We start from the raw sequence: 26,001 nt of genomic DNA, 5'->3' as shown, positions 1-26,001 counted from the left end.
ACTTACCATTTCAATGTTAAAAAAACTATAGGATACAATTATGGATAAAATAATAGATATTTTAGACTCAATAGCTTATGAAAAAGGTCTTAAAATTACAGATGTTGAAAATGCTCTAAAAGAGGCTTTGATTAAAACTGCTCAGAAAATGGTTGATTATACTTTGATATTCGATGCAAAAGTAGATAGAGCAAATAAAAAATTAACACTTTTCCAAAAAATAGAAGTTGTAGCAAATGATGATAAGAGATTATTTGAAGATTTACAAAATGAAGATGGGACTCAAATAAATAAAGAAAATTTTATAGCAATAGATGAAGCAAAAGCGATTAATAGTGATTTAGAGCTAGGAGACTCTTTGAGTTATGAGTTAGAGTTTGAAAATATGGGAAGAAATGCCGCAACTATTCTTTCTAGTAATTTTGAGTACAAGCTTCAAAGATTTGTTGAAGAAAATATTATGTCAAAATATAGAGAAAAAGTCGGAAAAACAGTATCAGGAGTTGTTACAAGAGTAGATAAGAATGATAGTACTTTTATTGAAATTGGTGAGATAAAAGGGATTCTTCAAAGAAAAAATAGAATAAAAGGTGAACACTTTAAAGTAGGAGATACTCTTCAAGCAGTTGTAAAATCTGTAAATATAGATAAAGGTTTAGGTTTGATGATTGAGTTATCGAGAACTAGTCCAAAATTCCTAGAAAACCTACTTACGATGGAAGTTCCAGAGCTTAAAGATGAGAAAATTATTATTCAAGCAAGTGCTAGAATTCCAGGAACTAGATCAAAAATAGCACTTATATCTACAAGTCCACAAATAGATGCTATTGGAGCAATTGTTGGAGTAAAAGGTGTACGAATAAATGCAGTTTCAAAAGAGTTAAATGGTGAAAATATCGACTGTATAGAGTATTCTACTGTTCCAGAAATGTTTATATCAAGAGCTTTAAGTCCAGCTTTAGTTAATAGTGTAAAAATAGAAGAGCATCCAAAAAATGGAGAAAAAGGTAAGGCAATTGTAATGATAAATAGTGAGCAAAAAAGCAAAGCCATAGGAAAAGCAGGGTTAAATATAAGATTGGCTTCTATGCTTACTAAATATGATATAGAAATAGTTGAGATTGAAACAGGTGCAACAGCTTCAAATTTTGAAACTAAAAAAGAAGATAAAATAGCAGATACATCAAGCCTTGAGGCACTATTTAAATAGTATGAAAAAGATATATTTTTATGATACATCAAAGAAAACAAAAGTTGAGTTTGTCTCTTTAAAAGATAATTTAGTAAAAATTTATGTTTGTGGACCAACTGTTTATGATAATTCTCATTTGGGACATGCACGAAGTGCTATAGCTTTTGATTTACTTCATAGAGTTTTAAAAGCAAATGGCTATGAAGTAATATTTGCAAAAAATTTTACAGATATTGATGATAAAATTATTAAAAAAATGAAAGAAGAGGGTAAAACTTTAGAAGAGATTACAAATTTTTATATAAAAAGATATAAAAATGATATGGAAATTCTAAATATTTTACCAAACAGTTTTGAGCCAAAAGCTACAGAAAATCTTGAATCTATGAAAGAGATGATAGAGAAATTACTTTTAAAAGATATTGCATATAAAACCGAAGATAGTATATATTTTGATGTTTCAAAAGATAACTCTTATGGCTCTTTATCACACCAAGCAAGTGATGAGAATAGTATAGCAAGAGTTGAAACAAACAATCAAAAAAGAAATAGCTCTGATTTTGCTCTTTGGAAATTTGAAAAAGCAAGTGAGGTCTCTTTCCCTTCAAATTTTGGAGCTGGAAGACCAGGTTGGCATATAGAGTGTAGTGCTATGATTGAAAAACATTTAGCTTATAAAGATGAGCCTTTTCAAATAGATATTCATTGTGGCGGGGCTGATTTACTTTTTCCACATCATGAAAATGAAGCTAGTCAGACAAGATGTGCAAGTGGACAAAATCTTGCAAAATATTGGATGCACAATGGCTTTGTAAATATAAATGGCGAAAAAATGAGTAAATCTTTAGGAAACTCATTTTTCTTAAAAGATGTTTTAAAATCTTATAGTGGAGAAGTTGTTAGATTTTATCTTCTTAGTACTTCATATAGAGCAAATATAAACTTCAATGAAGAGGATTTGCTAGCTAGTAAAAAAAGACTTGATAAACTCTATAGAGTTAAAAAAAGGGTTTATGGAGTAGCTGCTTCAAAAGTAAATGAGAAGTTTGAAACTATGATTTTGGAAGCATTAAATGATGATTTGAATACATCATTAGCACTTGCTTTTATTGATGAATTTATAAATAGTTCAAATGATAGTTTGGATAAAAATCCAAAAGATAAGCTTCTAAGACAAGAGATTGTTGCAAATATTGAGTTTATTGAAAAAATATTAGGATTTGGTGGAAGTGATGCTTATTTATACTTTCAATTTGGAGTTAGTCCAGAGCTTAAAAAACAAATAGAAGAGCTAATTTTACAAAGAGCAGAGGCAAAAAAAGAGAGAGATTTTGCAAAAGCAGATAGCATAAGAGATGAGTTGTCTTCTATAAATATATCAATTATGGATACTGCTTTGGGAGTTGTTTGGGAGTATAGATAGAGTTTTTTATTGAAAAGTTTATATTTTCTCTAACATAAGAAGATTTATAAAAAAATCTTCTTATACTCTTCTTCATTCCAAGCAACAATTAATTTATCACCAAACTCAATAACAGGTCTTTTAAAAAGCATAGGTTCATTTGCTAAATACTCTTTTTTTCCTTGTTCATCAAGATTTAACTCTTTTAAATTCATAGTTTTATATTTTGTACCTTTAGAGTTAAAAAGTATGTTTATATCAACTTTTTGTGACCATTTCTCAACAGTTTTTAAATCTACTTTTGTAGTCTTGAAGTCTATAAAATCAATTTCTATATTGTGATCTTTGAAGAATTTAAGAGCATTTCTCACACTTCCGCAAGTTTTTATTCCATAAACTTTTATCATAGGTTTACTCAATAATCTTTGGAACTATAAAGTAGTTATCTTCACTTTTTGGTGCATTTCTTAAAATACTATCTGAAATCTCTTTACTTGATATTGCAATATCTTCTCTAAAAGGAGTTCCACCTTTTACTGTGCTTGATGTTGCTTCAACATTTGAAACATCTATTTCATTTAGGTTGTTTACAAACTCAAGCATTTGAGAAATATCACTTTTTATTTTATCTTTTTTGTCATCTTCTATTTTCAAACTTGAAAGTTTTTCCAGTTTTGCTATTAAATTATCATCTACAATAATATTTGACATATTTTTCCTTTAAAAGGTTACCTTTTTAACGGTAACCAAAATATTTAAATACTACTTTTTAGTATTAAATAAAATTTAACTAAAAGTAGCAAAATCCTAAAGAGAACAACGAGTTGCTCTTAAAATTTTTTGACTATTTTATCAAAAAAAAGATTTATTTGCCTCTTTTAGCATAAAAATCTTTTTTAAACTCCACCCAATTATCTTTTAAAATAGCTTCTCTAGCCTTTTTCATCAAATCTAAATAGTAAAAGATATTATGTATTGAAGCTAGTCTAAAGTATGTTATTTCACCTGCTCTTAAAAGATGATTTAAATATGCTCTTGTAAAATTTTTACAAGTGTAGCAAGAGCAATTTTCATCTATTGGTCTAATATCCTCTTTAAACTCAGCTTTTTTTATATTTAACCTTCCAAAAGAGGTAAAAAGTGTACCATTTCTTGCATTTCTTGTTGGCATAACACAATCAAACATATCAACACCTCGTTCGATATTTTCTATTAAATCTTCAGGTGTTCCAACTCCCATTAAATATCTTGGTTTCTCTTTTGGCATAAATTGTGTTGTCCACTCTACAGTGTCGTACATATCAATATTTGGTTCACCAACACTTAATCCACCAATAGCAAAACCATCAAAATCACTCATAGCACAAAGTTGTGTTGCACTTAGTTTTCTAAACTCTTTACTAGTTCCTCCTTGGATAATAGCAAATATATTTTGCTCTGTTCCAATACCACGAGCTTTTTGTTCCATATGATAATCAATTGCTTCTTTTGCCCATTTTGTAGTTCTTTCAATAGATAATTTTATTCTTTCATCTGTATTTGGGAGGGCAACCAAATCATCTAAAATCATCATAATATCGCTATTTAGTTCATATTGAGTATCTAAAACACTTTTTGGTGTAAAATAGTGTCTACTTCCATCTATATGAGATTTAAACATTATCCCATTTTCATCTGGCTTTGAGTTATCACTTAGTGAAAATGCTTGAAATCCACCTGAATCAGTAAGAAATGAGTTTGGGAATTTTGAAAAACCGTGAAGGCCACCAAACTTTTTGATTAGCTTACTAGTAGGTCTTAAATATAAGTGATAAGTATTCCCTAAAATAATTTTAGCACCCATTTCTAGTAAATCATTAGCATCCAAAGCTTTTACAGTTCCTTGAGTACCAACAGGCATAAAAACGGGAGTTACTATAGTACTATGAGCTGTCTTAATTGTACATGCTCTTGCACCATTTGAAGTTGCATTAATTTGAAATTCCATAAATATTATAAACCTTTTTTTAATTAAGATTATATTCTATCTAAAATCTACTATTAAACTTTTTAAGATATAATTTCGCCCATGAAAAAGATATTAATTATACTAGATGGAATAGTTGCAAAGAAGCTTTTACAAAGGATTGTAGAGTCAAATACAGGTGATAATAGCTATGATGTTGTATATATGAATGATATTATTTTACCTATTCAAAAACCATCAAATTTTACATTTTATAAGTTTGACCCTACTTCAAACTCAAAATTATCAATGGTTTTAGATAAAAATATCCATAGTGAAGTTTTAATGGCACTTGGCTCAAAAGATGAGATGCTAAGTGTAATTAAAAATATTAGAGAATACAAAAAAAATCTTCAAATTACTATTTTGGATTATTGGGGAATAAATATAAAAGACCCAATGGTTAGTATCTATAGAGGAATTGATGTTTTAGCAAATGGAATGGTTGAAAGATTACCAAATGTACCAGTTTTGGCTCAAAATATTGGTTTAAAACAGGGTGAAATAATGGAGATAAAAATTCCATTTGGAAGCTCTTATGCTTATCGTTCTATTGACTCAATTGAGCAAAAGGACTGGAAAATATTTGGTCTATATAGAAATCAAAAACTAATAAATCTAAAACAATCTTCAGTTTTAAAACCAAATGATTTGATTTTGGTTATTGGAAAACCAACAGTTTTGATGAATATTTATAATGTTATAGGTAAGACTCAAGGTCAATTTCCTATGCCATTTGGTAGTAAAATATATCTATATTTAGATCTCTATTTAGAAGATGAAAAGAGTGTAAAAAAAGCTCTTGATGAGGCAAAATATCTAAATGAGAAACTAAAAAATTCTTTACTTATTGTAAAAGTTACAAGACCTTCAACTGTTGCAATTATGGAGCTTATTAAAACTGAATTGAGATATTTTCCTACAATAATTCTGCAAATAGATTATGCAAATTTAGGATTTAAAGAGATAATTAAAGAAGATAGTAGAAAGTATAATATTGGTTTACTTGTTTTGACAAAGGCTATGTTTAAAGATTTATATAAATTAAACTTTCTTTTAGAGTTAAAAATCCCAATTTTTAAAATAGGAGATGAGAGTTTAAAATCTTCAAAAAATGTGGGAGTTGTTTTAAATGATAGTGGAAGTTATGAACAGATTTCACCAATAATTTTTGATGTTGCAACTCAGTTAAAACTAAAAACTAAAATATTTGATTATGATCCAATAGGACAAAAAGATAATCAGCTAAGTTTACTAGACCACTATGAAAATTTAGCAAAAATATTTAATGAAAAAATTGAGATTATAAAAGGTGTTGAGAATCCAATACGAGAGTTAAAAAAACAAAAAGAGATGTTACAAATATTACCTTTAAAACAAAAAATGTTTAAAAAAAGGTCATTTGTGAAATTTTTCTATACAAATAGTGATTTAGTTGCTTTTGATATGAATAAATTTAATCAAATTTTAATTCCAATTTCTGAAGAACAGGTATAAAATGAATAAAGATGATTTAAACGAAGCTAGAACAAACCCAGATTTTTTAATCTATTTGGAAGCAGCAATGCAAAATTCAATAAAAAATCAAAATATAGAGATGATGTATGAAATTTTGGATACTATGCTCGTTTTAGATTTACAAGAAGATAAAATAGATAGACTTTATGATGAAATCTTAAAGGTTGCTAGTCTTAATCTTGAAGAAAAATTGAAGAAAAATGAGCTGTTAAAGCTTGAAAAAAATGACTTTTTAACTATTAGAGCTTTTTATGAACTTGCTATTGAAAAGTGGTCAAATAGTGATTTTGAACTATCAAAAGCACTATTTTTTACTCTAGCAAATAGTATTGATGATAATTTTTTGAAAAAAAATATGGAAGTTTTGCTTGTGAATTTATCAAAAGAGTTGGACTTTGAATATTTCTATGAAGAGTTTGTTGATAAAAATGAACTTGAAGCTAAAGAAGAGTATGGATATTTTATCACAAGTTTCAATTTTGAAGTAGATGATTTTTTAGAAAACAATCAAGAGTTTTTAAAAAAAGAGTATGAAAATTTAAAACATTTAATTGAAAAAAAGGAAATAAATTGAGAGTTCATTTTATTGGAATTGGGGGAATAGGGCTTTCAGCACTGGCTAGATTTTTAAACTTTGATGGACATAGTGTGAGTGGTAGTGATATGAAAAGCTCAGCTATCACAAAAGAGTTGGAAAAAGAGGGTATAAAAATATCTTGTCCACAAGATGCAAAAAATATTACACCAGATTTAGATTTGGTTATCTACTCAGCTGCAGTTACAGATGAAAATCCTGAGCTAATAGAAGCTAGACTTAATCAAATACGAACAATGAGCCGAAAAGAAGCACTACCTATAATTTTAGGAGATAAGAAAAACTACTGTGTAGCAGGTGCTCATGGGAAATCAACTACAACTGCTATTTTGGCTACAATTTTAGAAAGTAGTGCATTAATAGGAGCAATTCCAAAAGAGTTTGGCTCAAATTTTAGATATATTGATAAAACTGTAGCTTTTGAGGCAGATGAGAGTGATGCTTCTTTTTTACTTTCAAATCCATATTGTGCAATAGTAACAAATGCTGAGCCTGAACATATGGAGTATTATGCTTATGATTATGATAAATTTTATGACTCTTATGAAACTTTTTTATCTTTGGCAAAAGTAAAAGTAGTAAATGGTGAAGATAAAGATGTAAAAAAACTAAAAATAGAAAATGCTACATATTTATACCCGTCAAAAGATATAAAAAATCTATGTTACACTTTAAAAAATGGAGAACCTTGTACCAAATTCACACTAAAAGATTATGGAGAATTTGAAGTTTGGGGATTTGGATTTCATATAGCTTCAAATGCTTCATTGGCAATTCTTGCTGCACTAAATGAATTAAATATTGAAACTATTAGAGAAAATCTTAAGAAGTATAAAGGGATTAAAAAAAGATTTGATATTGTTCAATCAAATGAAAGATTTGTTGTAATTGATGATTATGCACATCATCCAACAGAGATTGAAGCAACTATGAAATCAGTTGAGTTATATGATAATCTTACAAATTTTAATAATAGAATAGTTCTTTGGCAACCTCATAAATATAGCAGAACTAGTGATAATCTTGAGGGGTTTAAAAAGTGTTTTAGAAGATGTGATGAACTTATAATACTACCACTTTGGACAGTTGCTGGTGAGAAAAGAATAGATATTGATTTTGAAAAAGAGTTTGCTTCATACAATCCTATTTTTGCTGATAGAGTGGTATCTTATGAGGGTAAAATAGAGCTTATTAAAGATGATAAAATTATAAAAACTTATGATGAAGGGATATTTTTAGGTGTTGGAGCTGGAGATATAACTTATCAATTAAGATACTAAAATAAAAAAGGAACTATAAAATAATTTATAGTTCCTTTAACTCAATACCAATAATCTGGATAACTTCTATTTTTGTGCAAGTTATTATAAAACAAACTAACAATTACCAGAATTATTGAACCTATTAATGTTGGAAATATTAAATAATCCCATGAAGCTCCCAATAAAAATATTATAATTGGATTTGATCCAGCTGGTGGATGCACTGTTCTTGTTGCTATCATAAGTGATATTGCAATTGCAAGTGCTAATGACATACTAATATAATCATTTCCAATAAAATGTAAGAATAATAGTCCTACTAATGATGATATAAAATGACCTAATATGACATTCCTTGGTTGTGAAAATGCACTTTTAGGAAAACCAAAAAGTAATACACAACTAGCTCCAAATGAACCCATTATTAATAAATTGTCATAAGTCTTTGTAAAATAACCAATAATAGCAATTGCTATAAAACTTCCAACAAATGCAAATAAAATCTCATTTAAAGTTGATTTGGGGACTAACTCAACTTTTTTACCTTTAAATTTTTGTAAATAACTATGCATAAAACTCCTTTTGCAAACAAATGATTGTTTGAATAATATATTAAAAAAAGAAGATTAGATTAAGATAACCAATTCTTTAACAATTTTTATAACTAATGTAATTCCAATATAGAATTTCTTACAATATTTAGATTTGCAGAGCAGTTTGGTATTATGTAATCAATTTCTACTTCTATTAATTTTGAATAATTAAAAGAATCAAATAAATCTAAATAGCTATTGATTAATTCTTTATTATCAATTACTTTTGCTCTTCCATTTACTTTAATTCTAATGTCTTTAGAAAAATCTATAAATAATAATCCAACGTGAGGATTTGATTCTATATCACCAATGGAGTGTAAAATACCATTTCCATTAAAATCAGGAAATATAAATTTATTTTTATTCAAAAATTTTATTAATATTTTTGATTGCGTACCTTTGAAATTTACATTAACTCTACCATCTTTACTAGATGTTGCAAGAAAGAAGTAGTTCATGCTTTCAATAAACTTTATCATTATATCGCTTGGAATTGTTGTATTCATATACTCAAATATATTTTCAACTTGTTTTGTTGTTTTGTATTTTTCTCTTATAAATATATGTTCTTGTGTAAATACTTCCATAAATCTCCTTTAAAAACAAACGATTGTTTGAATAATATATTAAAAAAAAAGATTAGATTAAACTAATCAATTTTTCACCTACTTGTAGATAATTTGAAGAATCATCATATAGATTCATCATCATAATAGAACCTTGAATTAATGCAACATACTCTCTAGCTAAAATTCTTGATTTAGATTCTTCGTACTTGTTTTTAAATATATTAAATAAAGCATTTTCCCAAGCAGTAAAATACTCTTTAATAACTTCTTTAAAATCTATATTTTCACTACTAACTTCTAAAGCTAAATTACCTAATAAACAACCGCCTTTACTATTTAAAAAATACTCATCTGTTTTTTTAACAATTAGTTTTATTTTTTCTTCATCTTTTAAATTCTTATCATATGCAATACTAAATATATTATCTACGAAATAGTTATGTATATATTTTAAAGATTCTATTCCAATTTCATCTTTACTCTTAAAATAGTGATAGATACTTCCTTTAATAAGTCCACAAGCATCTGCAATATTTGCCATAGAACAGTTATAATAACCTTTTAACTTAAAAAGCTTTATAGCTTCTTGTAAAATCTCTTCTTTTGATGTTTTTTTTATTGCCATTTAATTATCCAAACGATTGTTTGATAAAATAATAGTTAATATTTACTTAAAAGAAATTTAAAAATAAATCTAAACTACAAAAACTTTTCCATCTTTGATAGCTATTTTACCATCTAGCTCATACTCTAATATTTTATCTGGATATTTTAGAAGTACTTCATCATAAATTGGGTTACTTTTACAATACTCTAAAATCTCATCAAAGCTATTTTGGAATCCAAAAAGCCCAACTCCAACAATATCTTCTATAAACTCATCAATATCGTAAATTGCTTTTGCTAAGCCTTTTTTGATCAATTCGTTTGTAGCTAAACTCTCATTTATTCTATGTGGTAAAACAAAAATCTCTTTGTTTTGTTTAAGTGCAAACTCTACTGATGTCATACTTCCAGAGTTTAAATCAGCTTCACAAACAATTAATTTTTCACCCAATGCTACAACTATCTCATTTCTTAAAACAAAGGTATATTTCCTTGCTTTTTCGCCTTCTTTAAAATTTGAAATAATTAAACCGTTTTTCTCAATTTCAATTATTTGATTTTTATTAACCAATGGATACCTTATATCTAAACCATTTGCTACAACTGCGATTGTATTTTTTACACCAGCTCCACTATGAGCTATACTATCGACTCCCATAGCAGCACCACTTACTATACAAATATCATTTTGTGATAGTTTTGAAGCAAGTTTATATGTAAACTCTTTTGTATAAGATGAGGGTCTTCGTGTACCTACAATTGAGATTTTTCTTCTTTTTAAAAGCTCACTGTTTCCTATAAAATAAAGTTCTTGTGGATATTTTTTCATAGCATTAAGCTCTGAAATTTTAAAATCAAGTTGAGTTATCATAAAAAACCTTGATAATTTTTATTTTTATTTTAACTAAAATTTTATAAATATGGAAGTTTGTTTAAGAATATTGGTTCAACATCATTTAAAAGGTGTTTAGACTCTTTTAAGACCTTTATTGTAATATCGTATGGATGCCCAATAGCTACTGCATAACCATCTTTTTTAGCAACTTTTATAGCATCTTTTAGTTGATTCTGGATTGCTGTGAAATTTCTATCATTATCTAAAAAAGTGTCTCTTACAATATATGGCATTTGGTATTTTACAGAGAGCTCTTTTGCTACACTATTTGGTGTTGTTTTACTATCTACAAAGATAAAATTATACTTTTTTAAAGCACGAAAAAGCATATCCATAGATTCATAATTTTCTGTAAATACTGAACCTGTGTGGTTATTTGTATAAGTTGCATTTGGATACCAATCTCTTAATTTTTTTACTCTTTCTTCAATTTTTTCGTAGCTATGACTTATATTTAAAGTATCAACTTCACTATTTTTAAAGTTTTTTGAAGCTTGCATTGGAAAATGTATCATATAAAATGGTAGATTTTGTGCTATTTGAGCAGACTCTTTATGTTCATTTGTAGGAGGTAAAAAAGAGATGTTTATTGGATAACCAATATTTAAAATCTTATCTTTTTGAGATTTTGAGACAACATCATCTATAATAATTACTAGTTTGGGTTTAGCTTGTAAGTCATATTTATAGCTATCTTTTTTTGTTACTATGGGGTATTTTTCACTTGTCTTTGCTTCTTTTAACTCTTTTTTATCTTCAATTATCTCTTCTTCTATCTCTTTTGTAGGTTTTTGTTCGATAGTTTTTTCAACTTTTTTACTACTTTCAATCTCTTTTTGTTTCTCTAAAACTTCTTTTTTAATATCTTTTTCAAACTCAAGTTTTTCATCATCTTTCTTTTCTAATATATTATCTTTACTATTTGGATATATATTTTTAAGAACCTCTTCCATAACTTCATCATTTGAATATGTTTTTTGAGATTGTAGAATATTGTTTTTTTCTGAAGGTTTTACTACTTGATTATTTTTACTCAAGAAAAAATAAGCAAAAAGTAGGAGTATAAAAATAAGAGATAAAAGCACAATAAAATTTCTAGCAAGATTTTTCTTTCTTAGGCTTTTTTTTATAGGAGATATTTTTCGTTTTTTTCTTATTTTTTTTGTCATAAATATTAAGTTATTTTAAGAGCAGAAGCTCTTAAAATTTTTAGTTAGTCTCTTGGTTAACTATTTTTTTAGATGCAATCCATGGCATCATAGTTCTTAATTTAACACCTGTTTGCTCAATTAAAGAAGCTTTTGCATTTGCTCTTTCTGCATGCATTCTTGGGTATCCAGCTTGACCTTCAAGGATGAAATCTTTTGCAAATCTTCCATCTTGAATCTCTTTTAAAATCTCTTTCATAGCTTTTTTAGATTCACAGTTGATAACTCTTTTTCCAGATACATAATCACCATATTCAGCAGTATTTGAAATAGAGTATCTCATATCAGCAATTCCACCTTCATACATTAAATCAACAATTAATTTTAATTCATGTAAACACTCAAAATATGCAAGTTCTGGAGCATATCCAGCTTCTGTTAATGTTTCAAATCCAGCTTGAACTAAAGATACAGCACCACCACAAAGAACTGCTTGTTCTCCAAATAGGTCAGTTTCAGTTTCATCTTTGAAAGTTGTTTCAATAATTGCAGTTCTTCCACCACCAATTGCACTTGCATATGCTAAAGCAACTTGTTTTGTATCTCCTGAAGCATCTTGATGAACTGCAATTAAATCTGGAATTCCTCCACCTTTTACAAACTCACTTCTTACAGTGTGTCCTGGAGCTTTTGGAGCAATCATCATAATATTCATATTTGCATTTGGGATAATTCTTTTGTAGTGAATGTTAAATCCATGTCCAAATGCTAAATAAGCACCAGCTTTAAGATTTGGTTTAATCTCATTTTCATAAATCTCAGATTGACTCTCATCTGGTAAAAGTATCATAACTACATCAGCAATTTTTGTAGCTTCAGCTACTGTTAATACTTTAAATCCTTTAGCTTCAGCCTTTTTCCAAGAGCTTCCATCTTTTCTTAAACCAACAACAACTTCAACACCACTATCTCTTAAGTTTTCAGCATGTGCGTGTCCTTGTGAACCAAAACCAATCATTGCTACTTTTTTTGATTTGATTAACTCTATATTACAATCTTTGTCATAGAATACATTTATTGCCATTTATCTACCCTCTGTTTTTTAAAAATTTAGCAAGATTATACAAAAATATAGATAAATATTAGATTTAAAAGAAAAACTATATAATAGTGCAAATAAAAGGATAAGAGTTGTTAAAAGATATATTTACAAAAATTGAAAAGAAGATATTTGATTTTTCTCAAGATGAAAAAAGAGTAATTAATAGCTATATAAAAGATGAGATTATTATAAAAGTTGGTGAAGATTTTGAGATAAATTCAAAGTATAAAATAGGGATTTTAAAAATAGATAAAAATTTTGCTATTTTAGAAGATTTACTAAATCCTATAAAAAATATAAAAATAGAGTTAGATTATTTAAATGGAGCATTTAACAATGATTTAGTTTTGGCAAAAAGAGTTTTTAACCCAAGAAGTAAGATTAAAGCAAAAGTTACAAAAGTACTTGATGGGAAAAAAGCTGAAATTTTAGTATATGTTGAAGATAGTTCATTTTTTACATTAAAAGAGAATATAGAGTTAGCTAGTAAAAATACAAAAACTTATAAAAATGGTGATGTTTTAATAATAGACAACAAAGAGTTTAAAGAGATTAAGTTTATTGGGAATTTAGATGAGCCAAAGATAGATGAATTTATTAGTTTGTACATTTATGAAGAACTTTATAGAGATGAGCAAAAAATTGAAGTAGATGAGTTTATTGAAGATGAAAACCAAAGAGTTGATTTAAGAGAGCTGCCATTTTGTACAATAGATCCAAATAGTGCAAAAGATCATGATGATGCAATATATTTTGATGAAAAAGATAGCACTCTTTTTGTTGCAATTGCAGATGTTTCATATTTTGTAAAAGAGGGTAGTTCTTTAGATACTTTAGCATATAAGAAATCTTCAACTATATATTTACCAACTAGAACACTTCCTATGTTACCATCAATTTTAAGTGAAAACTTATGTTCCTTAAAAGAAGGTATAGATAGATATGCATATGTTTTTAAATTAAAACTGGACTTAAAAAATCTAAAAGTAAAAAGCAGTGAACTTTTTACTGCTATTATAAAAAACCATAGAAATTTCTCATATGGGAGAATTGATAGGGTTTTAGAAAATAATTTTGACCAATATAATGAAAATGAGAAGAGGATTTTTGACTATCTTCTTCCTCTTTATGAAGTTACAAAAAAGCTTAGAAAAGATAGACTTAAAAAGGGTTATGACTTTAGGTCTCAAGAAAATAGGTTAAAGCTAAAAAATCAACTTCTTCAAAGTGTTGAAATTGAAAAATCAACAGCTTCTCATCAGCTAATAGAGGAGTGTATGTTATTAGCAAATATTGAAGCTAGTAAAAAAGTTGGAACTTTAGGAATTTTTAGAGTTCATGAAGAGCCAAATTTTAAGGCTCTATCAAAGCTAATTGATGATGTAAATATTCTTGGAGTAAAAGCAAAAATCAAAGATGATGTTCACCAAACAATAGCTCATATTCAAGAAGAGGCAGATAAATTACTTCTAAGAGAAGAGATTGATGAGCTTATTATTCAAAGCCTTACACAAGCAAAATATTCCTCAAAAAATTTGGGGCATTTTGGTTTAGGTTTTAAATCATATTCACACTTTACAAGTCCTATTAGAAGATATTCTGATTTGATATTGCATAGAATTTTAAAGAGTAAGAAATTACCAAAAGAGATAGATGATATCTGTACACATATTTCAGAACAAGAGAGAAATATAGATAAACTTGTTTGGGATTTTGAAGATAGAACTTATGCAAGATGGGCAAAAGATAATATTGGAAATGAAATTAGAGTAAAAATAGTTGATGTAGAAAGAGCAAAAGCAGTTTGCATTGATAAAATGTTTGGGCTTAAAGTTGTAATTGAAAATTATAAAGGACAGAAACTATTTTCAAAACATAAAGTAAAAATAGTATCGAGTAATTTAGCAACTAAAATAATAGTTGCTAAAATATTATAAGCTTATACACTTATTCAAAGAGGCTAGATATGGTTCAACCTTTTCATTTGTAACATATTGACCAACTAGTTTCTCTTTTTCATTTATAAAAATTGGAGAAACTAGATTTATAATTGAGTGTTCAATTGGATCTTGTGAAACTAAAATAAAATGAGTAGAGAAATCATCTTTTGATTTTATTTTTAAAGCTTCTAAAGTTTTATTATCAATTTGAAAATCAAATGAAACTTTATTTAAAATATTTATATTTACAATAGATATTTTAGAACCATCTTCAAACTTTAAAAAAGCAACAAACTCATCTACCTTTTCAACATCAACTTTTGAAAAAGCTTCAAATCCTAAAATAGGAAGAACAATTTTATACATAACAAACCCCTTTTTAATTATTAAAATTAATAAAAATTATAATAAAAGTAAACTTAGGGTAATATTTTGCCTATGTATAAAAGTGAATTTGATAAATATTTAAAGGCAAACAAAAGATTTAGTTCTTATATGTTTTATGGTCAATCAACATTTTTGGTTGAGCAATACTCATATTTAGTTTCAAAGTTAATAGCAAAAGATGAAGAGATAGAGAAACTATATTTTGAAGAGTATAACTTTAAATATACAAAGGATAGACTTCTTCAGTCATCTTTATTTTCATCAAATAATGTAATTTTGGTGAAAATAGATAAAAAAATTCCAAAAAAAGAGCTAGATATTCTAGTTGAAGCTGCAAATACAAATAAAGATAGTACTCTTATTTTGGCTTGTATGGGAGATGTAGATTTTAAATCTATGGAGAGTAGTTTTAGTGCTAAACAAAATGCTTGTGCAGTTAGGTTTTTTGCTTTAATGACAAATGAAGCATTAGCTTTTTTACAAAATGAAGCAAAAAGATTAAAAATAGATTATGATGAGAGTGCATTAAATCATCTCTATTTTATGCATAAACAAGATATCTCTCTTAGTACAAATGATTTAAATAAATTGCTTATTTTAAATGAAAAAGTTACTACAAAACTTGTTGATTTACACTGTTTTGGAGTAGGAAGTGTAAATTTTGATGATTTCTTATATGATTTAATTGCTTTTAAAGATATAGGGAATGATTTAGCTCTTCTATTGGAAGAGGGTTTAAATGAGATTTTTATTTTAAATCAAATTAGCTCATTTATTCAACAACTATTTATGATTAGTTCTCATGCTAGAATTTTTTCTGTTGTAAACCCTATTGAGGTTTTGGGATACAATCCTCCAAAGCATATTTGGGAGAAAAAATCAAAATTAGCAATAAATATAAAACCAAAACAATTTTTGGGGATGTTAGAGTATATTTTAAATTTAGAACTAGCTATAAAAACAGAGAAAATAGATAATATAAATTTATATTTACAAGCAAGTTTAAGAAAATTTATAGTTTTATTTAGATAAAATCCCAAACTTTACAAATAAATATCCTTGCTGATGAAATGGAAATGTAAAGAAAATCGGCACAATCTATAAGGAGAACGAATGTCAAAATTAAAACATTATGAAACAATGTTTATTTTAAAGCCTACATTAACTGAAGAAGAGACTGTAGCACAACTTGATGGGGTTAAAGCTCTATTTGAAAAAAATGGTGCAGAGATAGTTGCAACTGAAAATATTGGTATTAAAGAGTTAGCATACGAAATCGAAAAATGTAAAAGAGGTTACTACTATGTAATCTATTTTAAAGCACCAGCAAACTCAATCGCAGAAATTGAGAGAAACTATAGAAACAACGAAGAGCTTATTAGATTTATGTTTATTAAATATGAAACTAAAAAAGAGGTTGGTTCTTGGACTAAAATGAGTGAAGAAGCTATAAAAAGAGCTTCAAAATAACATTTTAAAATAAGGAGCCTTTTATGTATAACAAAACAATTATGGTTGGAAATCTTACAAGAGATATTGAGTTAAAATACCTACCTAGCGGTTCAGCAGTTGCTAAAAGTTCAATTGCTTCATCATATAAATATAAATCACAAACAGGTGAACAAAAAGAAGAAGTTTGTTTTTTAGAGTTTAATATGTTTGGAAGAAGTGCAGAAGTTGCAAACCAATATTTAAAAAAAGGCTCTAAAGTTTTACTTGAGGGAAGATTAGTTCTTGAACAATGGACTGCACAAGATGGAAGTTCTAGAAGTAGACATAGTTTGAGAGTTGAAGAGATGAAAATGTTGGATAGTAAAGGTTCAAGCGAGAGTGGTTCTTATGGGAATAACTCTTATAATCAAGCTCCAAAAGAGCAATATGCTGAACCATCTTATAATCCAAATCAAGGTGCAGGGAGAGTAACTCAAGCAAGAGTTGAGCAAAATATTCCTGAAATTGATATTGATGACGAAATACCGTTTTAGAAAATAAGGAGTTAAAAATGGCTGAAAGAAGAAAATACGGAAAAAAATCTTGTAAATATACTGAAATGAAAGTAGATTTTATTGATTATAAAAATATTGAGCTTTTAAAAATTTCTATGAGTGAAAGAGGTAAAATTATGCCTAGAAGACTTACAGGAAATTCTAAAAACTCTCAAGAGATGGTAGAAAAAGCAATTAAAAGAGCAAGACATATGGCACTTGTTCCATATATAGTTGATACTCAAAATGTATCAGATAGTGCATATTCAAAATCATTTTTATAATATTCTTTTATGAAAATAGAAAAAGGCTAGAAGATTTTCTTCTAGCCTTTTTTATTATATAACCTTTTATAGATATTAGTTAGAGCTACTTGCTATTAAAACATCTTCCATCATTTTTGTAATATCACCATCTAAAATAGCTTCTACATTTGAGTATCCTATGTTACTTCTACTATCTTTTACTTGTTGATATGGTTGTAGTACATAAGATCTTATTTGATGTCCCCAACCAATTTCACTTTTATCTCCACTATCTTTTGAAGCTCTTTGTTTTTCCAGTTCAAGTTCATATAGTTTTGATTTTAACATTTTAAAAGCACTATCTTTATTTTTATGTTGAGATCTATCATTTTGACATTGAACAACAATACCTGTTTTTATATGAGTAATTCTAATTGCACTTTCAGTCTTATTTACATGTTGCCCACCAGCACCACTTGCACGATATGTATCAATTCTAATATCTTTATCTTCAATTACAATATCAATATTATCGTCAATTTCTGGGCTTACCATAACTGATGTAAAAGATGTATGTCTTTTTGCATTTGAATCAAATGGAGAGATACGAACTAATCTATGAATTCCATTTTCAGTTTTTAAATATCCATAGGCATTTTCACCTCTAATAATAAAACTCACATCTTTTATACCAGCTTCATCTCCAGCTTGATAATCCAATACTTCAACTTTAAAATCATTTCTTTCTGCCCATCTTAAATACATTCTATATAGTATTGAAGCCCAATCTTGGCTCTCTGTTCCACCAGCTCCTGGATGTATTGTAACAATTGCATTTAAAGCATCATCAGGATTTGAGAGCATTACAGATATTTCAGTAGATTTTATCAAAGCCTCTAAATCACTAGCTTCTTCATAAAGTAGTTCCATAGTATCTTCATCTTTTTCACTATTTGCCATCTCATAAAGCTCATTTGTTCCATTTAAAGACTCAAAGGCTTTATTGAATTTATTTAATTTACCTAAGATTCTATTTTTCTCAATACCAATTTTTGTGGCAGTTTCAACATCACTCCAAAAATCTTGACTAGCTTCTAGCTCTACTATCTCTTGTAATCTTTGATTTAATAAATCAGGTTTTAAAATACCTTTTATGTTGTTTAGTTTTGTGTTAAGTAGTTTTAATAGTTCGCTATATTCATAAGCATCCATCTAGTTTTGTCCTTTTGTTTTTTATATTTTGAAGTTTTAAATAGTTGAGTAGATAGATAAAATATAATTTTAAAGAGCAGATGCCCTTTAAAATTATTGAATACTATCTAAATAAGTTTTTATACCTTTTATGCTTTTGTTATTTAAATAATTAATATGTGCAGGTCCATAAATAGAGCTTCTTTTCTCTTCACTAATTCCTAGCTCATAATCTTTTAATGCTTGTTCCATATCTTTTTGGCTTAAATTTTTAAGCTTTGAATCACCTTTTGTTTTATCACCTTTTTCTCCATGACAACTTTGACATTGAGTTGTGTATAAATCTCTAGCTTCTGATAACATAGCTTGATTCTCTTTTATTATAAGAGCTTCCTCTTCCGCTTCTTGTTTTGCTTCAAGCTTAGCAATTATGTTTGCTTCCATTTGCTCTTGGCTGATTCCAGATGGTGCAACTCCAGCTATAGCTTTACCGTGGTCTTGAGTCTTCAAAATATAGATATAACTAGAACCATTTATTTTAATATCATCAACAAGCCAGCCTTTTTTCTTCATATCATTTATAGAGAATTTCCCACCACAAGCTCCACCTTCTAATGGTACACTCTCAATAGTAGACATAGATGGATGATTTTCTTTAAAACACATAGTCGTATCTGCTAAAAGATAAGTTCCAGACAATAAAGCACAAGCAACAATAATTTTTCTCAAGATAAAATCCTTTTTTTAAAAATGAAGGATTTTACCATAAAGTTACTAAATTTTTTTAAGAAGAGAGGCTTACAATACAATTTTTTAAGATATTTGGTTTTGATATTTTTAATTTTATATTTTTTACACAATAGCTATCTTCAAGGAGTTTATTAATTGTTATTATAGCATCTTCAAGAAGTTCAAATTTATTCTCTTTCATAGTTTTCTTTACAAGATTTACAACTTCTGCATAATCAATAAAATTGTTTTCACTAAAACTATAATCAAAACTAAGATTGATTATAACCCTTTGTTTTTTTTTTCTTTCAAAATCCAAAATTCCAACAATACATTTAAAAGTAAGGTTTTCTACCTCTATTGTCATACTACTTTTTTCTCCTCACCTTTTAAGAGTCTTATAATATTTGGAATATGTTTATATACAATAATAAATGCAATTATGTACATAGGTGCGTTTGAACCAATATCTAAACCATTATTTATAAAAATAGAGCTAATGATTACTGCAATTAGAGCTAAAAGAGATGATAAAGATGATATTTTTAAAAGCTTTGCAAAAATAAACCAAACAATAGCACCAATAAGTGTAGATATAGGAATTAAAACAATATAAACTCCAAGTCCAGTTGCTACTCCTTTTCCCCCATCAAGTCCTAAATAGATAGAGTAGCAGTGTCCTAAAACACTTAAAACTGCCATAGTCCAAAGAGTTTCAGCACTTAAATTAAAAATAAACATTCCAACTAATAGTAAAATTGTACCCTTAAGAGCATCTAAAATAACTGTTGCTATTCCTAGTTTCTTTGCTAAAGTAGGGTTTGTTTTTTTTACCACTCTTAAAACATTTGTTGCACCAATACTTCTGCTTCCATCATTTTTTATATCAACTCCAGCAAAAGTTTTTGCCAAAATTAGACCAAAAGGGATAGAGCCTATAAGATAAGCTAAAAGATAAAAAACTATATTTTCATTTGTAAAAAAATCCATTAATAACCTTTGTTGTTTATAATTAAATGAGATTATAACTAAATTTTTGATATATTCCCACTTAATAAAATTTTTAGAAGGTAATATTATTGAACTATAAAGAAGAGATTTTAAAATTAAAACAAGAGTTAGATGTTGTATTAGTGGCACATTTCTACCAAAGAGATGAGGTTTTTGAATTAGCTGATATAACAGGAGATAGTCTTGAGTTGGCAAAAAAAGTTATGGAGAGTAACAAAGAATTTGTCGTATTTTGCGGAGTTGGATTTATGGGAGAGAGTGCAAAAATTTTAAATCCGCAAAAAAGAGTTTTGATGCCACGAATTGCTTGTTGTGCGATGGCTAGAATGATAGATGAGGGATATTTCTTAGAAAATTTAAAAAAGATGAATGAAGCTGGAATTTCAAATGATGACATTTTACCAATTACATATATAAACTCAAGTGCTAGTGTAAAAGCAAGAGTAGGAGAGATGGGTGGAATGGTTTGTACATCTTCAAATGCTTATAAAATTATTGAAAAAGGTTTAAAATCTGGTAAAAAAATATTTTTTGTACCAGATCGTTGTTTAGGACAAAACTTTGCAAAAAGCTTAGGATTAAAATCAGCAGTTATTGGAGATGGAAGCGATTTAAAAGAGGCAGATATTATTTGTTATAATGGATTTTGTAGTGTGCATCAACAGTTCAATATTGATGATATAGATTTTTATAGAGAAAAGTATCCAGATATTTTGGTTGCAGTTCATCCAGAGTGTGATCCAGCTGTTTGTGATAAGGCAGATTTTGTTGGTTCAACGTCACAACTAATAAAATTTATAAAAGAGTTACCAATAGAACAAAAAGTTGTTGTTGGAACAGAGTTTAATATGGTAAATAGATTAAGAGAGAAAAATACATATATTTTAAGTTCAACAAAGCCAGAGTGCCCAACTATGAATGAAACAACTTTAGAACATGTTTATTTAACTCTAAAATCGATAAAAGATAATAAAATTAGTGAATTAACAGAGATAAAAGTAGATGAAAAAACAAGATATTGGGCAAAAATAGCATTAGAGAGGATGTTTGAAATATGATACATATTAAAAAATTTGTTAAATATGCAATTAATGAGGATAATGGAAGAGGAGATCTCTTTTACGATATAGCTCCTATTGGAAAATTTACAGCAAAAATAATTTCAAAAAGTGATGGAATACTAGCAGGTGTTAAATATGCAGAGATTTTAGCTCAAACAGAAAAAATAAAAATAGAGTTTCTAAAAAATGATGGGGATATTATAAAAGCTGGAGATATTTTAGCAAAGCTTGAAGGTAGAGCTTCAAAGCTTCTTTCAAGTGAGAGAACTTTTTTAAATATGCTTCAACATGCAAGTGGAATAGCTACTATGGCAAATAGGTTTGTAAAAAAACTTGAAGGTTTTGATGTTGTACTTTTAGATACACGAAAAACAAGACCTCATTTAAGAGATTTTGAAAAATATGCTTCAAGAGTTGGTGGAGCAATAAACCATAGATTAGGGCTTGATGATTGTTTGATGTTAAAAGATACACACCTTAGAACTATAGAAAATCTTAAAGAGTTTGTACAAAAAGCTAGAAAAAGAATATCTTGGGTTACAAAAATAGAGATAGAGTGTGAAACTTTTGCTCAAGTAGAAAAAGCTATGGATGCAGGGGCTGATATTATTATGTGTGATAATATGACTTTTGAACAAATTAAAGAGGTAGTAGCATTTAGAAATAAAAACTATTCTCATATTTTGTTAGAAGCTAGTGGGAATATAAATCTAAATACGATTCAAGATTATGCAAAAACAGGGGTTGATGCGGTTAGTAGTGGAAGTATAATTCATCAAGCGACTTGGCTTGATTTTTCAATGAGAGTTGATTGATTTTGAAAAAAGATTTTATTTTAAGCAATAAAATAGATATGAGTTTGTACTCAAAGGCTTTGGAGCTTATAAAAAGAAGTAGGTATATTTTAATAATTACTCATGTAAACCCAGACCCTGATTCTATTGGAAGTGCTTTAGCATTTTCAAACTTATTTGCAGAGAATAAGATCAAACATAAAGTTTTTAATATTAGTTCAGATTTACCAAAAAATTTAGATTTTTTAAATAGATTTGATAAAATTACAAATATTTTGCCACCTTTTTATGATTTGGCTATTAGTGTTGATTGTGGAACTTATAAGAGATTGGGGTTTGATTTACCCAAAGAGGTACCACTTATAAATTTTGATCACCATGTTTCAAATAATAATTTTGGAGAGATAAATTTAGTAGATCCATATAAAAGTAGTACAGCTGAGATTGTTTTTGAGTTCTTTAAGTATAATGGTTTAAATATATCAAAATATAGTGCGGAGTCTCTTTATTGCGGAATATATGATGATACTTTGGCATTTTCTTTAGGAAGATGTGATGAAGAGACTTTTAAAAAAGTGAACTTTTTAGTTGAGAGTGGAGCTAGTCCATCATTTATTGCAAATAAGCTTTTAAGAAGAGATAGTTTAGCAAAATATAGGATTATTCCAAAAGTTTTAGATAGCTTAGAACTTTATAAAGAGGGAGAAATAGCAACAATTTATGCTCTTTCTGAGTGGTTTAAAAGTACAGGTGCACATTCCAGAGATTGCGAAGATGCTCTTGATATGATTATGAGCATGGAGATAGTAAAAGTTGCATTTTTTATAAGAGTTATAAATGGAGCTTGTAGAGTATCTTTGAGATCTAAAAATGATATTGATGTTTCAAAAATAGCTTCTATTTTTGATGGTGGTGGGCATTTTAATGCATCAGGTTGTACATTAGAAATAAAAGATGTTGAAGAAGCAAAAAATTTAGTGTTAAAGGAAGTTATAAAATATTATGGATAGAAAAAGTGGATTATTATATATAAGTATTGCAGTTATGCTAGTTGTTGTTATTATTTTAGGTGTTATTTTAACTTTAGATAGAGATGAACCTACTATTTATGTTCAAACAGAAGTTAATCAAAAAAATATTTATTGGAATTTACAAACTCCAATTAAGGTAGAAGTTTCAGATAAAAGTAAACTAAAATCTTTTCAAGCTATTTTAATTGATAATCAAAAAGAGACTATTTTAGAAAGTGAATTAGTAAATCAAGATGAGGCTACTGGGATTTTAACTTTTGAAATAAAACCTTTAAAATCAGTAGAGGGATTTAAAGCTACAGAAGCTATTTTAAGGGTAAAAGCAAAAGATAGTAGTAGCTGGAATTTTTTTGATGGAAATGAAACAATTAAAGATACAGATTTAATAATAGATAGAAGGCCTCCACAAACTAGTGTTATTTCAAACTCATATATGATAAAGCAAGGTGGTAGTGGGATATTAATAGCAGAAATAAATGATGAAAATTTAAAAGATTATTATGTAACATTTAATGATGAAGTTATTTTTGAATTATTCCCATTTCACAAGAAAAATTTTTATATATCAATTATTACATGGCCAATAGATTTAATAGATTTTAAGGGAGTAAAGGTTGTTGCTATTGATATGGCTGGGAATAAGTCATCTACAAAAGTTCCTTTTTATTATGATAGATTTAAAGAAAAAGTTGATAACTTAAGTATTAGTGATGATTTCATATATGGTGTTAGTAAAAATGTTTTAGAGTTAAGTAATATGGATATTCCAACAACACCACAAGAGATTTTTGTAAAAGCAAATAAAGATTTAAGATCAAAAAATCTAACAACTATGAGGAATGTTGTAATAAAGAACTTTGCGGATAGCCAAAATATGCCTTTTGATGTTAAAACTTTTATAAGAATGACAAATGCAAAGACTTTTGCAATGTTTGGTGAGAGAAGACACTACTCTTATAAGAATGAAAAAATAGATGAAGCTTGGCATTTAGGAATGGATTGGGCTAGTGTAAAAAGAGCAAGTATTGTTACAACTAATCCAGGGAAAGTTATATTTAGAGGATATTTGGGAATTTATGGAGAGAGTATTATTATTGATCATGGTTTGGGCTTAGCTTCATTATATGCACATACAAGCAGTCAAAGTGTTGATGTAGGTGATATGGTTAGTGCTGGACAAGAGATAGGAAATACTGGTTCAACTGGTGCTGTTTTTGGAGATCATTTACATTTTGGAATTTTGGTTCAAGGTATAGAGGCAAATCCTAATGAGTGGTTAGATGCAAATTGGATGAAACTAAATCTTACAAACACAATAAATAGTGCAATAAAAATTATAGATGGAAACAAGAGATGAAACAAAGAACAATAAAAAAAGATATTGAAATTGTTGGAATAGGGCTTCACAAAGGAGTTCCAGTAAAAATGAGATTAGAGCCAATGCCTTCTAATAGTGGAATTATAATATATAGAAGCGATGTAGCTGTCACTATTCCACTTAAAAAAGAGTTTGTTGTGGATACAAAAATGGCAACTGTTTTAGGGAAGGATGGTGTTATTGTCTCAACTATTGAGCATCTTTTAAGTGCAATTTATGCTTATGGGATTGATAACTTACGAATTGTTTTAGATAATGATGAGATTCCAATTTTAGATGGAAGTGCAAGTGGATATTGTATGCTTATTGAAGAGGCTGGAATAGCTGAGCAAGAAGAGAGTAAAAAAGCAATAAAAATTAAAAAAGAGGTTGTTGTAACAACAGAAGATGGGAAAAGAGTAAGCTTAAAACCATCAAATAGAATAGTTTATGATTTTGAGATTAAATTTAATCATCCAGCCATTGGAAACCAAAAATTTCACTTTGATTACTCAATTGAAGATTATAAAGAGAGTATTGCAAAGGCTAGAACATTTGGGTTTTTACATGAGGTTCAATATTTAAGAAGCATAGGATTAGCTCTTGGTGGAAGTATGGAAAACGCTATAGTTTTAGATGAAACAAAGATTTTAAATCCAGAGGGTTTAAGATATGATGATGAGTTTGTAAGACATAAAATTCTTGATGCAATTGGAGATATGGCGCTTTTAGAATATACAATGATAGGTGAGTACGAAGCAGTTGCTGGAAGCCATCATTTAAATCATCTTTTGACAAAAAAACTATATGAAGATAAAGATAATTATGAAATCATTGATTTAGAAGAGGCAAGTAGTGAAGCAAAAGTATTTGAATTGGCATTTGCAAAACAGTTGAGTGCAGAGTAAAAATTTGATAGAAGTTTTAGTTATAACTATTTCTAACCCAATTTTAATTGGAGTTTATAAAGATAAAGAGCTTATTAAAGAGATTGAGATAGTTGGTCTTACTTCTGATAAATTACCAGTATTATTTAAAGATTTATTAGATGAGTATGATATAAAAACTATAATTTATGTAAATACTCCTGGTTCTTTTATGTCTATAAAAATTGCATATATATTTTTAAAAACTATAACTATGATAAAAAATATTGAGTTTTTAGCAGCAAATGGATTCCTTTTTAATAAAAATTCACCAATAAAAGCTTTGGGAAAAAAATATTTTATAAATGAAAATGGAGATATTAAAGTAGATTTTTTGCCAAATATGTGTAAAATTTCGGATTTTGAATTACCAAAGAGTTTAGAAAGTATAACTTTTTCTAAAGATACTTTGCCAATATATAATTTACCAGCTGTATAAAGGCTTTATCTTTGA

The 26,001-nt window shown here is 27.8% G+C and carries 30 protein-coding genes; 16 read left to right on the top strand and 14 right to left on the bottom strand.

All coding sequences use genetic code 11. The features are described from left to right. Positions 1-40 precede the first annotated feature (40 nt). Both nusA and cysS read left to right on the top strand, forming a co-directional pair. A complete protein-coding gene (gene nusA / locus ATR_RS08865) occupies positions 41-1,210 on the top strand; it encodes a transcription termination factor NusA (RefSeq protein WP_115429063.1) in 1,170 nt (389 codons plus the stop codon). Positions 1,211-1,220: 10 nt separating this feature from the next. Then, positions 1,221-2,615 (top strand): cysteine--tRNA ligase, encoded by a 1,395-nt coding sequence (gene cysS, locus ATR_RS08860; protein ID WP_371273098.1) that lies wholly within the window; start codon positions 1,221-1,223, stop codon positions 2,613-2,615. Between the two features lie 44 nt (positions 2,616-2,659). On the opposite strand, the gene ATR_RS08855 is transcribed toward cysS, so the two are convergent. The 3 genes from ATR_RS08855 to tgt form a co-directional block, all read right to left on the bottom strand. Continuing rightward, the gene (locus tag ATR_RS08855) at positions 2,660-3,001 is read right to left on the bottom strand and encodes an arsenate reductase family protein (RefSeq protein WP_115429499.1); all 342 of its coding nucleotides are present in this window, start codon (positions 2,999-3,001) and stop codon (positions 2,660-2,662) included. A gap of 4 nt (positions 3,002-3,005) precedes the next feature. Beyond that, positions 3,006-3,296, bottom strand: a complete 291-nt coding sequence (gene gatC / locus ATR_RS08850) for an Asp-tRNA(Asn)/Glu-tRNA(Gln) amidotransferase subunit GatC (protein ID WP_115429497.1) — start codon at positions 3,294-3,296, stop codon at positions 3,006-3,008. Between the two features lie 163 nt (positions 3,297-3,459). Continuing rightward, positions 3,460-4,581: a tRNA guanosine(34) transglycosylase Tgt gene (gene tgt, locus ATR_RS08845; protein WP_115429061.1), complete on the bottom strand. Its 1,122-nt coding sequence runs from the start codon at positions 4,579-4,581 to the stop codon at positions 3,460-3,462. A gap of 81 nt (positions 4,582-4,662) precedes the next feature. Here tgt and ATR_RS08840 point away from each other — a divergent pair, with 81 nt between their 5' ends. Genes ATR_RS08840 through murC form a run of 3 tightly spaced genes read left to right on the top strand, consistent with a single transcriptional unit; the run spans position 4,663 to position 7,992 of the window. Next, positions 4,663-6,096: a COG3400 family protein gene (locus ATR_RS08840; RefSeq protein ID WP_115429060.1), complete on the top strand. Its 1,434-nt coding sequence runs from the start codon at positions 4,663-4,665 to the stop codon at positions 6,094-6,096. Between the two features lies 1 nt (position 6,097). Further along, on the top strand, positions 6,098-6,691 hold the full coding sequence (locus tag ATR_RS08835) for a hypothetical protein (RefSeq protein ID WP_115429059.1): 594 nt from the start codon (positions 6,098-6,100) through the stop codon (positions 6,689-6,691). Beyond that, the gene (gene murC / locus ATR_RS08830; protein WP_115429058.1) at positions 6,688-7,992 is read left to right on the top strand and encodes a UDP-N-acetylmuramate--L-alanine ligase; all 1,305 of its coding nucleotides are present in this window, start codon (positions 6,688-6,690) and stop codon (positions 7,990-7,992) included. The genes ATR_RS08835 and murC overlap by 4 nt, the downstream gene beginning before the upstream one ends. 41 nt (positions 7,993-8,033) lie before the next feature. On the opposite strand, the gene ATR_RS08825 is transcribed toward murC, so the two are convergent. The 6 genes from ATR_RS08825 to ilvC form a co-directional block, all read right to left on the bottom strand. Then, positions 8,034-8,546, bottom strand: coding sequence for an HPP family protein (locus ATR_RS08825; protein ID WP_115429057.1), 513 nt, complete (start codon positions 8,544-8,546; stop codon positions 8,034-8,036). A 92-nt stretch (positions 8,547-8,638) separates the two neighbouring features. Then, positions 8,639-9,157 carry a pyridoxamine 5'-phosphate oxidase family protein gene (locus ATR_RS08820; RefSeq protein ID WP_115429056.1) on the bottom strand — a complete coding sequence of 173 codons (519 nt, stop codon included), beginning with the start codon at positions 9,155-9,157 and terminating at the stop codon, positions 8,639-8,641. A gap of 52 nt (positions 9,158-9,209) precedes the next feature. Then, positions 9,210-9,764: a TetR/AcrR family transcriptional regulator gene (locus ATR_RS08815; RefSeq protein WP_115429055.1), complete on the bottom strand. Its 555-nt coding sequence runs from the start codon at positions 9,762-9,764 to the stop codon at positions 9,210-9,212. A gap of 69 nt (positions 9,765-9,833) precedes the next feature. Next, on the bottom strand, positions 9,834-10,616 hold the full coding sequence (locus ATR_RS08810; RefSeq protein WP_115429054.1) for a DNA-processing protein DprA: 783 nt from the start codon (positions 10,614-10,616) through the stop codon (positions 9,834-9,836). Between the two features lie 41 nt (positions 10,617-10,657). Continuing rightward, positions 10,658-11,809 (bottom strand): divergent polysaccharide deacetylase family protein, encoded by a 1,152-nt coding sequence (locus ATR_RS08805; protein WP_115429053.1) that lies wholly within the window; start codon positions 11,807-11,809, stop codon positions 10,658-10,660. Positions 11,810-11,849: 40 nt separating this feature from the next. Continuing rightward, on the bottom strand, positions 11,850-12,872 hold the full coding sequence (ilvC, locus tag ATR_RS08800; protein ID WP_115429052.1) for a ketol-acid reductoisomerase: 1,023 nt from the start codon (positions 12,870-12,872) through the stop codon (positions 11,850-11,852). Between the two features lie 107 nt (positions 12,873-12,979). Between ilvC and ATR_RS08795 the strand changes: the two genes are divergently transcribed. Further along, complete coding sequence (locus tag ATR_RS08795) at positions 12,980-14,827, top strand: RNB domain-containing ribonuclease (protein WP_115429051.1); 1,848 nt, start codon at positions 12,980-12,982, stop codon at positions 14,825-14,827. On the opposite strand, the gene fliW is transcribed toward ATR_RS08795, so the two are convergent. Next, complete coding sequence (gene fliW, locus ATR_RS08790; RefSeq protein ID WP_115429050.1) at positions 14,822-15,196, bottom strand: flagellar assembly protein FliW; 375 nt, start codon at positions 15,194-15,196, stop codon at positions 14,822-14,824. The genes ATR_RS08795 and fliW overlap by 6 nt on opposite strands. A gap of 72 nt (positions 15,197-15,268) precedes the next feature. Here fliW and holA point away from each other — a divergent pair, with 72 nt between their 5' ends. The 4 genes from holA (at position 15,269) to rpsR (ending at position 17,486) form a co-directional block, all read left to right on the top strand. Next, positions 15,269-16,249 (top strand): DNA polymerase III subunit delta, encoded by a 981-nt coding sequence (holA, locus tag ATR_RS08785; protein ID WP_115429495.1) that lies wholly within the window; start codon positions 15,269-15,271, stop codon positions 16,247-16,249. Between the two features lie 81 nt (positions 16,250-16,330). Next, positions 16,331-16,687 carry a 30S ribosomal protein S6 gene (gene rpsF, locus ATR_RS08780; RefSeq protein WP_115429049.1) on the top strand — a complete coding sequence of 119 codons (357 nt, stop codon included), beginning with the start codon at positions 16,331-16,333 and terminating at the stop codon, positions 16,685-16,687. 23 nt (positions 16,688-16,710) lie between these two features. Next, positions 16,711-17,202 (top strand): single-stranded DNA-binding protein, encoded by a 492-nt coding sequence (gene ssb, locus ATR_RS08775; RefSeq protein ID WP_115429048.1) that lies wholly within the window; start codon positions 16,711-16,713, stop codon positions 17,200-17,202. Positions 17,203-17,219: 17 nt separating this feature from the next. Continuing rightward, positions 17,220-17,486, top strand: coding sequence for a 30S ribosomal protein S18 (gene rpsR / locus ATR_RS08770; protein ID WP_066156531.1), 267 nt, complete (start codon positions 17,220-17,222; stop codon positions 17,484-17,486). A 75-nt stretch (positions 17,487-17,561) separates the two neighbouring features. Here rpsR and prfB read toward each other — a convergent pair whose 3' ends face one another. The 4 genes from prfB to plsY form a co-directional block, all read right to left on the bottom strand. Continuing rightward, positions 17,562-18,659, bottom strand: coding sequence for a peptide chain release factor 2 (gene prfB / locus ATR_RS08765; RefSeq protein WP_115429047.1), 1,098 nt, complete (start codon positions 18,657-18,659; stop codon positions 17,562-17,564). Positions 18,660-18,752: 93 nt separating this feature from the next. After that, positions 18,753-19,367, bottom strand: coding sequence for a c-type cytochrome (locus ATR_RS08760; RefSeq protein ID WP_164966716.1), 615 nt, complete (start codon positions 19,365-19,367; stop codon positions 18,753-18,755). Positions 19,368-19,422: 55 nt separating this feature from the next. After that, positions 19,423-19,734, bottom strand: coding sequence for a dihydroneopterin aldolase (locus ATR_RS08755; protein ID WP_115429046.1), 312 nt, complete (start codon positions 19,732-19,734; stop codon positions 19,423-19,425). Beyond that, positions 19,731-20,357 (bottom strand): glycerol-3-phosphate 1-O-acyltransferase PlsY, encoded by a 627-nt coding sequence (gene plsY / locus ATR_RS08750; RefSeq protein ID WP_115429045.1) that lies wholly within the window; start codon positions 20,355-20,357, stop codon positions 19,731-19,733. The genes ATR_RS08755 and plsY overlap by 4 nt, the downstream gene beginning before the upstream one ends. An 89-nt stretch (positions 20,358-20,446) precedes the next feature. On the opposite strand from plsY, the gene nadA reads away from it, so the two are divergent. Genes nadA through ATR_RS08720 form a run of 6 tightly spaced genes read left to right on the top strand, consistent with a single transcriptional unit; the run spans position 20,447 to position 25,986 of the window. Then, complete coding sequence (gene nadA, locus ATR_RS08745) at positions 20,447-21,436, top strand: quinolinate synthase NadA (RefSeq protein ID WP_115429044.1); 990 nt, start codon at positions 20,447-20,449, stop codon at positions 21,434-21,436. Beyond that, complete coding sequence (nadC, locus tag ATR_RS08740; protein ID WP_115429043.1) at positions 21,433-22,254, top strand: carboxylating nicotinate-nucleotide diphosphorylase; 822 nt, start codon at positions 21,433-21,435, stop codon at positions 22,252-22,254. The genes nadA and nadC overlap by 4 nt, the downstream gene beginning before the upstream one ends. A gap of 2 nt (positions 22,255-22,256) precedes the next feature. Then, on the top strand, positions 22,257-23,243 hold the full coding sequence (locus tag ATR_RS08735; protein WP_115429493.1) for a DHH family phosphoesterase: 987 nt from the start codon (positions 22,257-22,259) through the stop codon (positions 23,241-23,243). Further along, positions 23,236-24,621: a M23 family metallopeptidase gene (locus tag ATR_RS08730; RefSeq protein WP_115429042.1), complete on the top strand. Its 1,386-nt coding sequence runs from the start codon at positions 23,236-23,238 to the stop codon at positions 24,619-24,621. The genes ATR_RS08735 and ATR_RS08730 overlap by 8 nt, the downstream gene beginning before the upstream one ends. Next, a complete protein-coding gene (gene lpxC / locus ATR_RS08725; RefSeq protein WP_115429041.1) occupies positions 24,618-25,529 on the top strand; it encodes a UDP-3-O-acyl-N-acetylglucosamine deacetylase in 912 nt (303 codons plus the stop codon). Before ATR_RS08730 ends, lpxC begins: the two co-directional genes overlap by 4 nt. Further along, positions 25,519-25,986 (top strand): hypothetical protein, encoded by a 468-nt coding sequence (locus tag ATR_RS08720; protein WP_228254225.1) that lies wholly within the window; start codon positions 25,519-25,521, stop codon positions 25,984-25,986. The genes lpxC and ATR_RS08720 overlap by 11 nt, the downstream gene beginning before the upstream one ends. Positions 25,987-26,001 lie beyond the last annotated feature (15 nt).

It is taken from the genome of Aliarcobacter trophiarum LMG 25534, from assembly GCF_003355515.1.
In the GTDB taxonomy this organism is placed as follows: Bacteria; Campylobacterota; Campylobacteria; order Campylobacterales; family Arcobacteraceae; genus Aliarcobacter; species Aliarcobacter trophiarum.
Note: the sequence above shows the minus strand (reverse complement) of the source record. Positions and strands in the feature narration are given on the sequence as shown.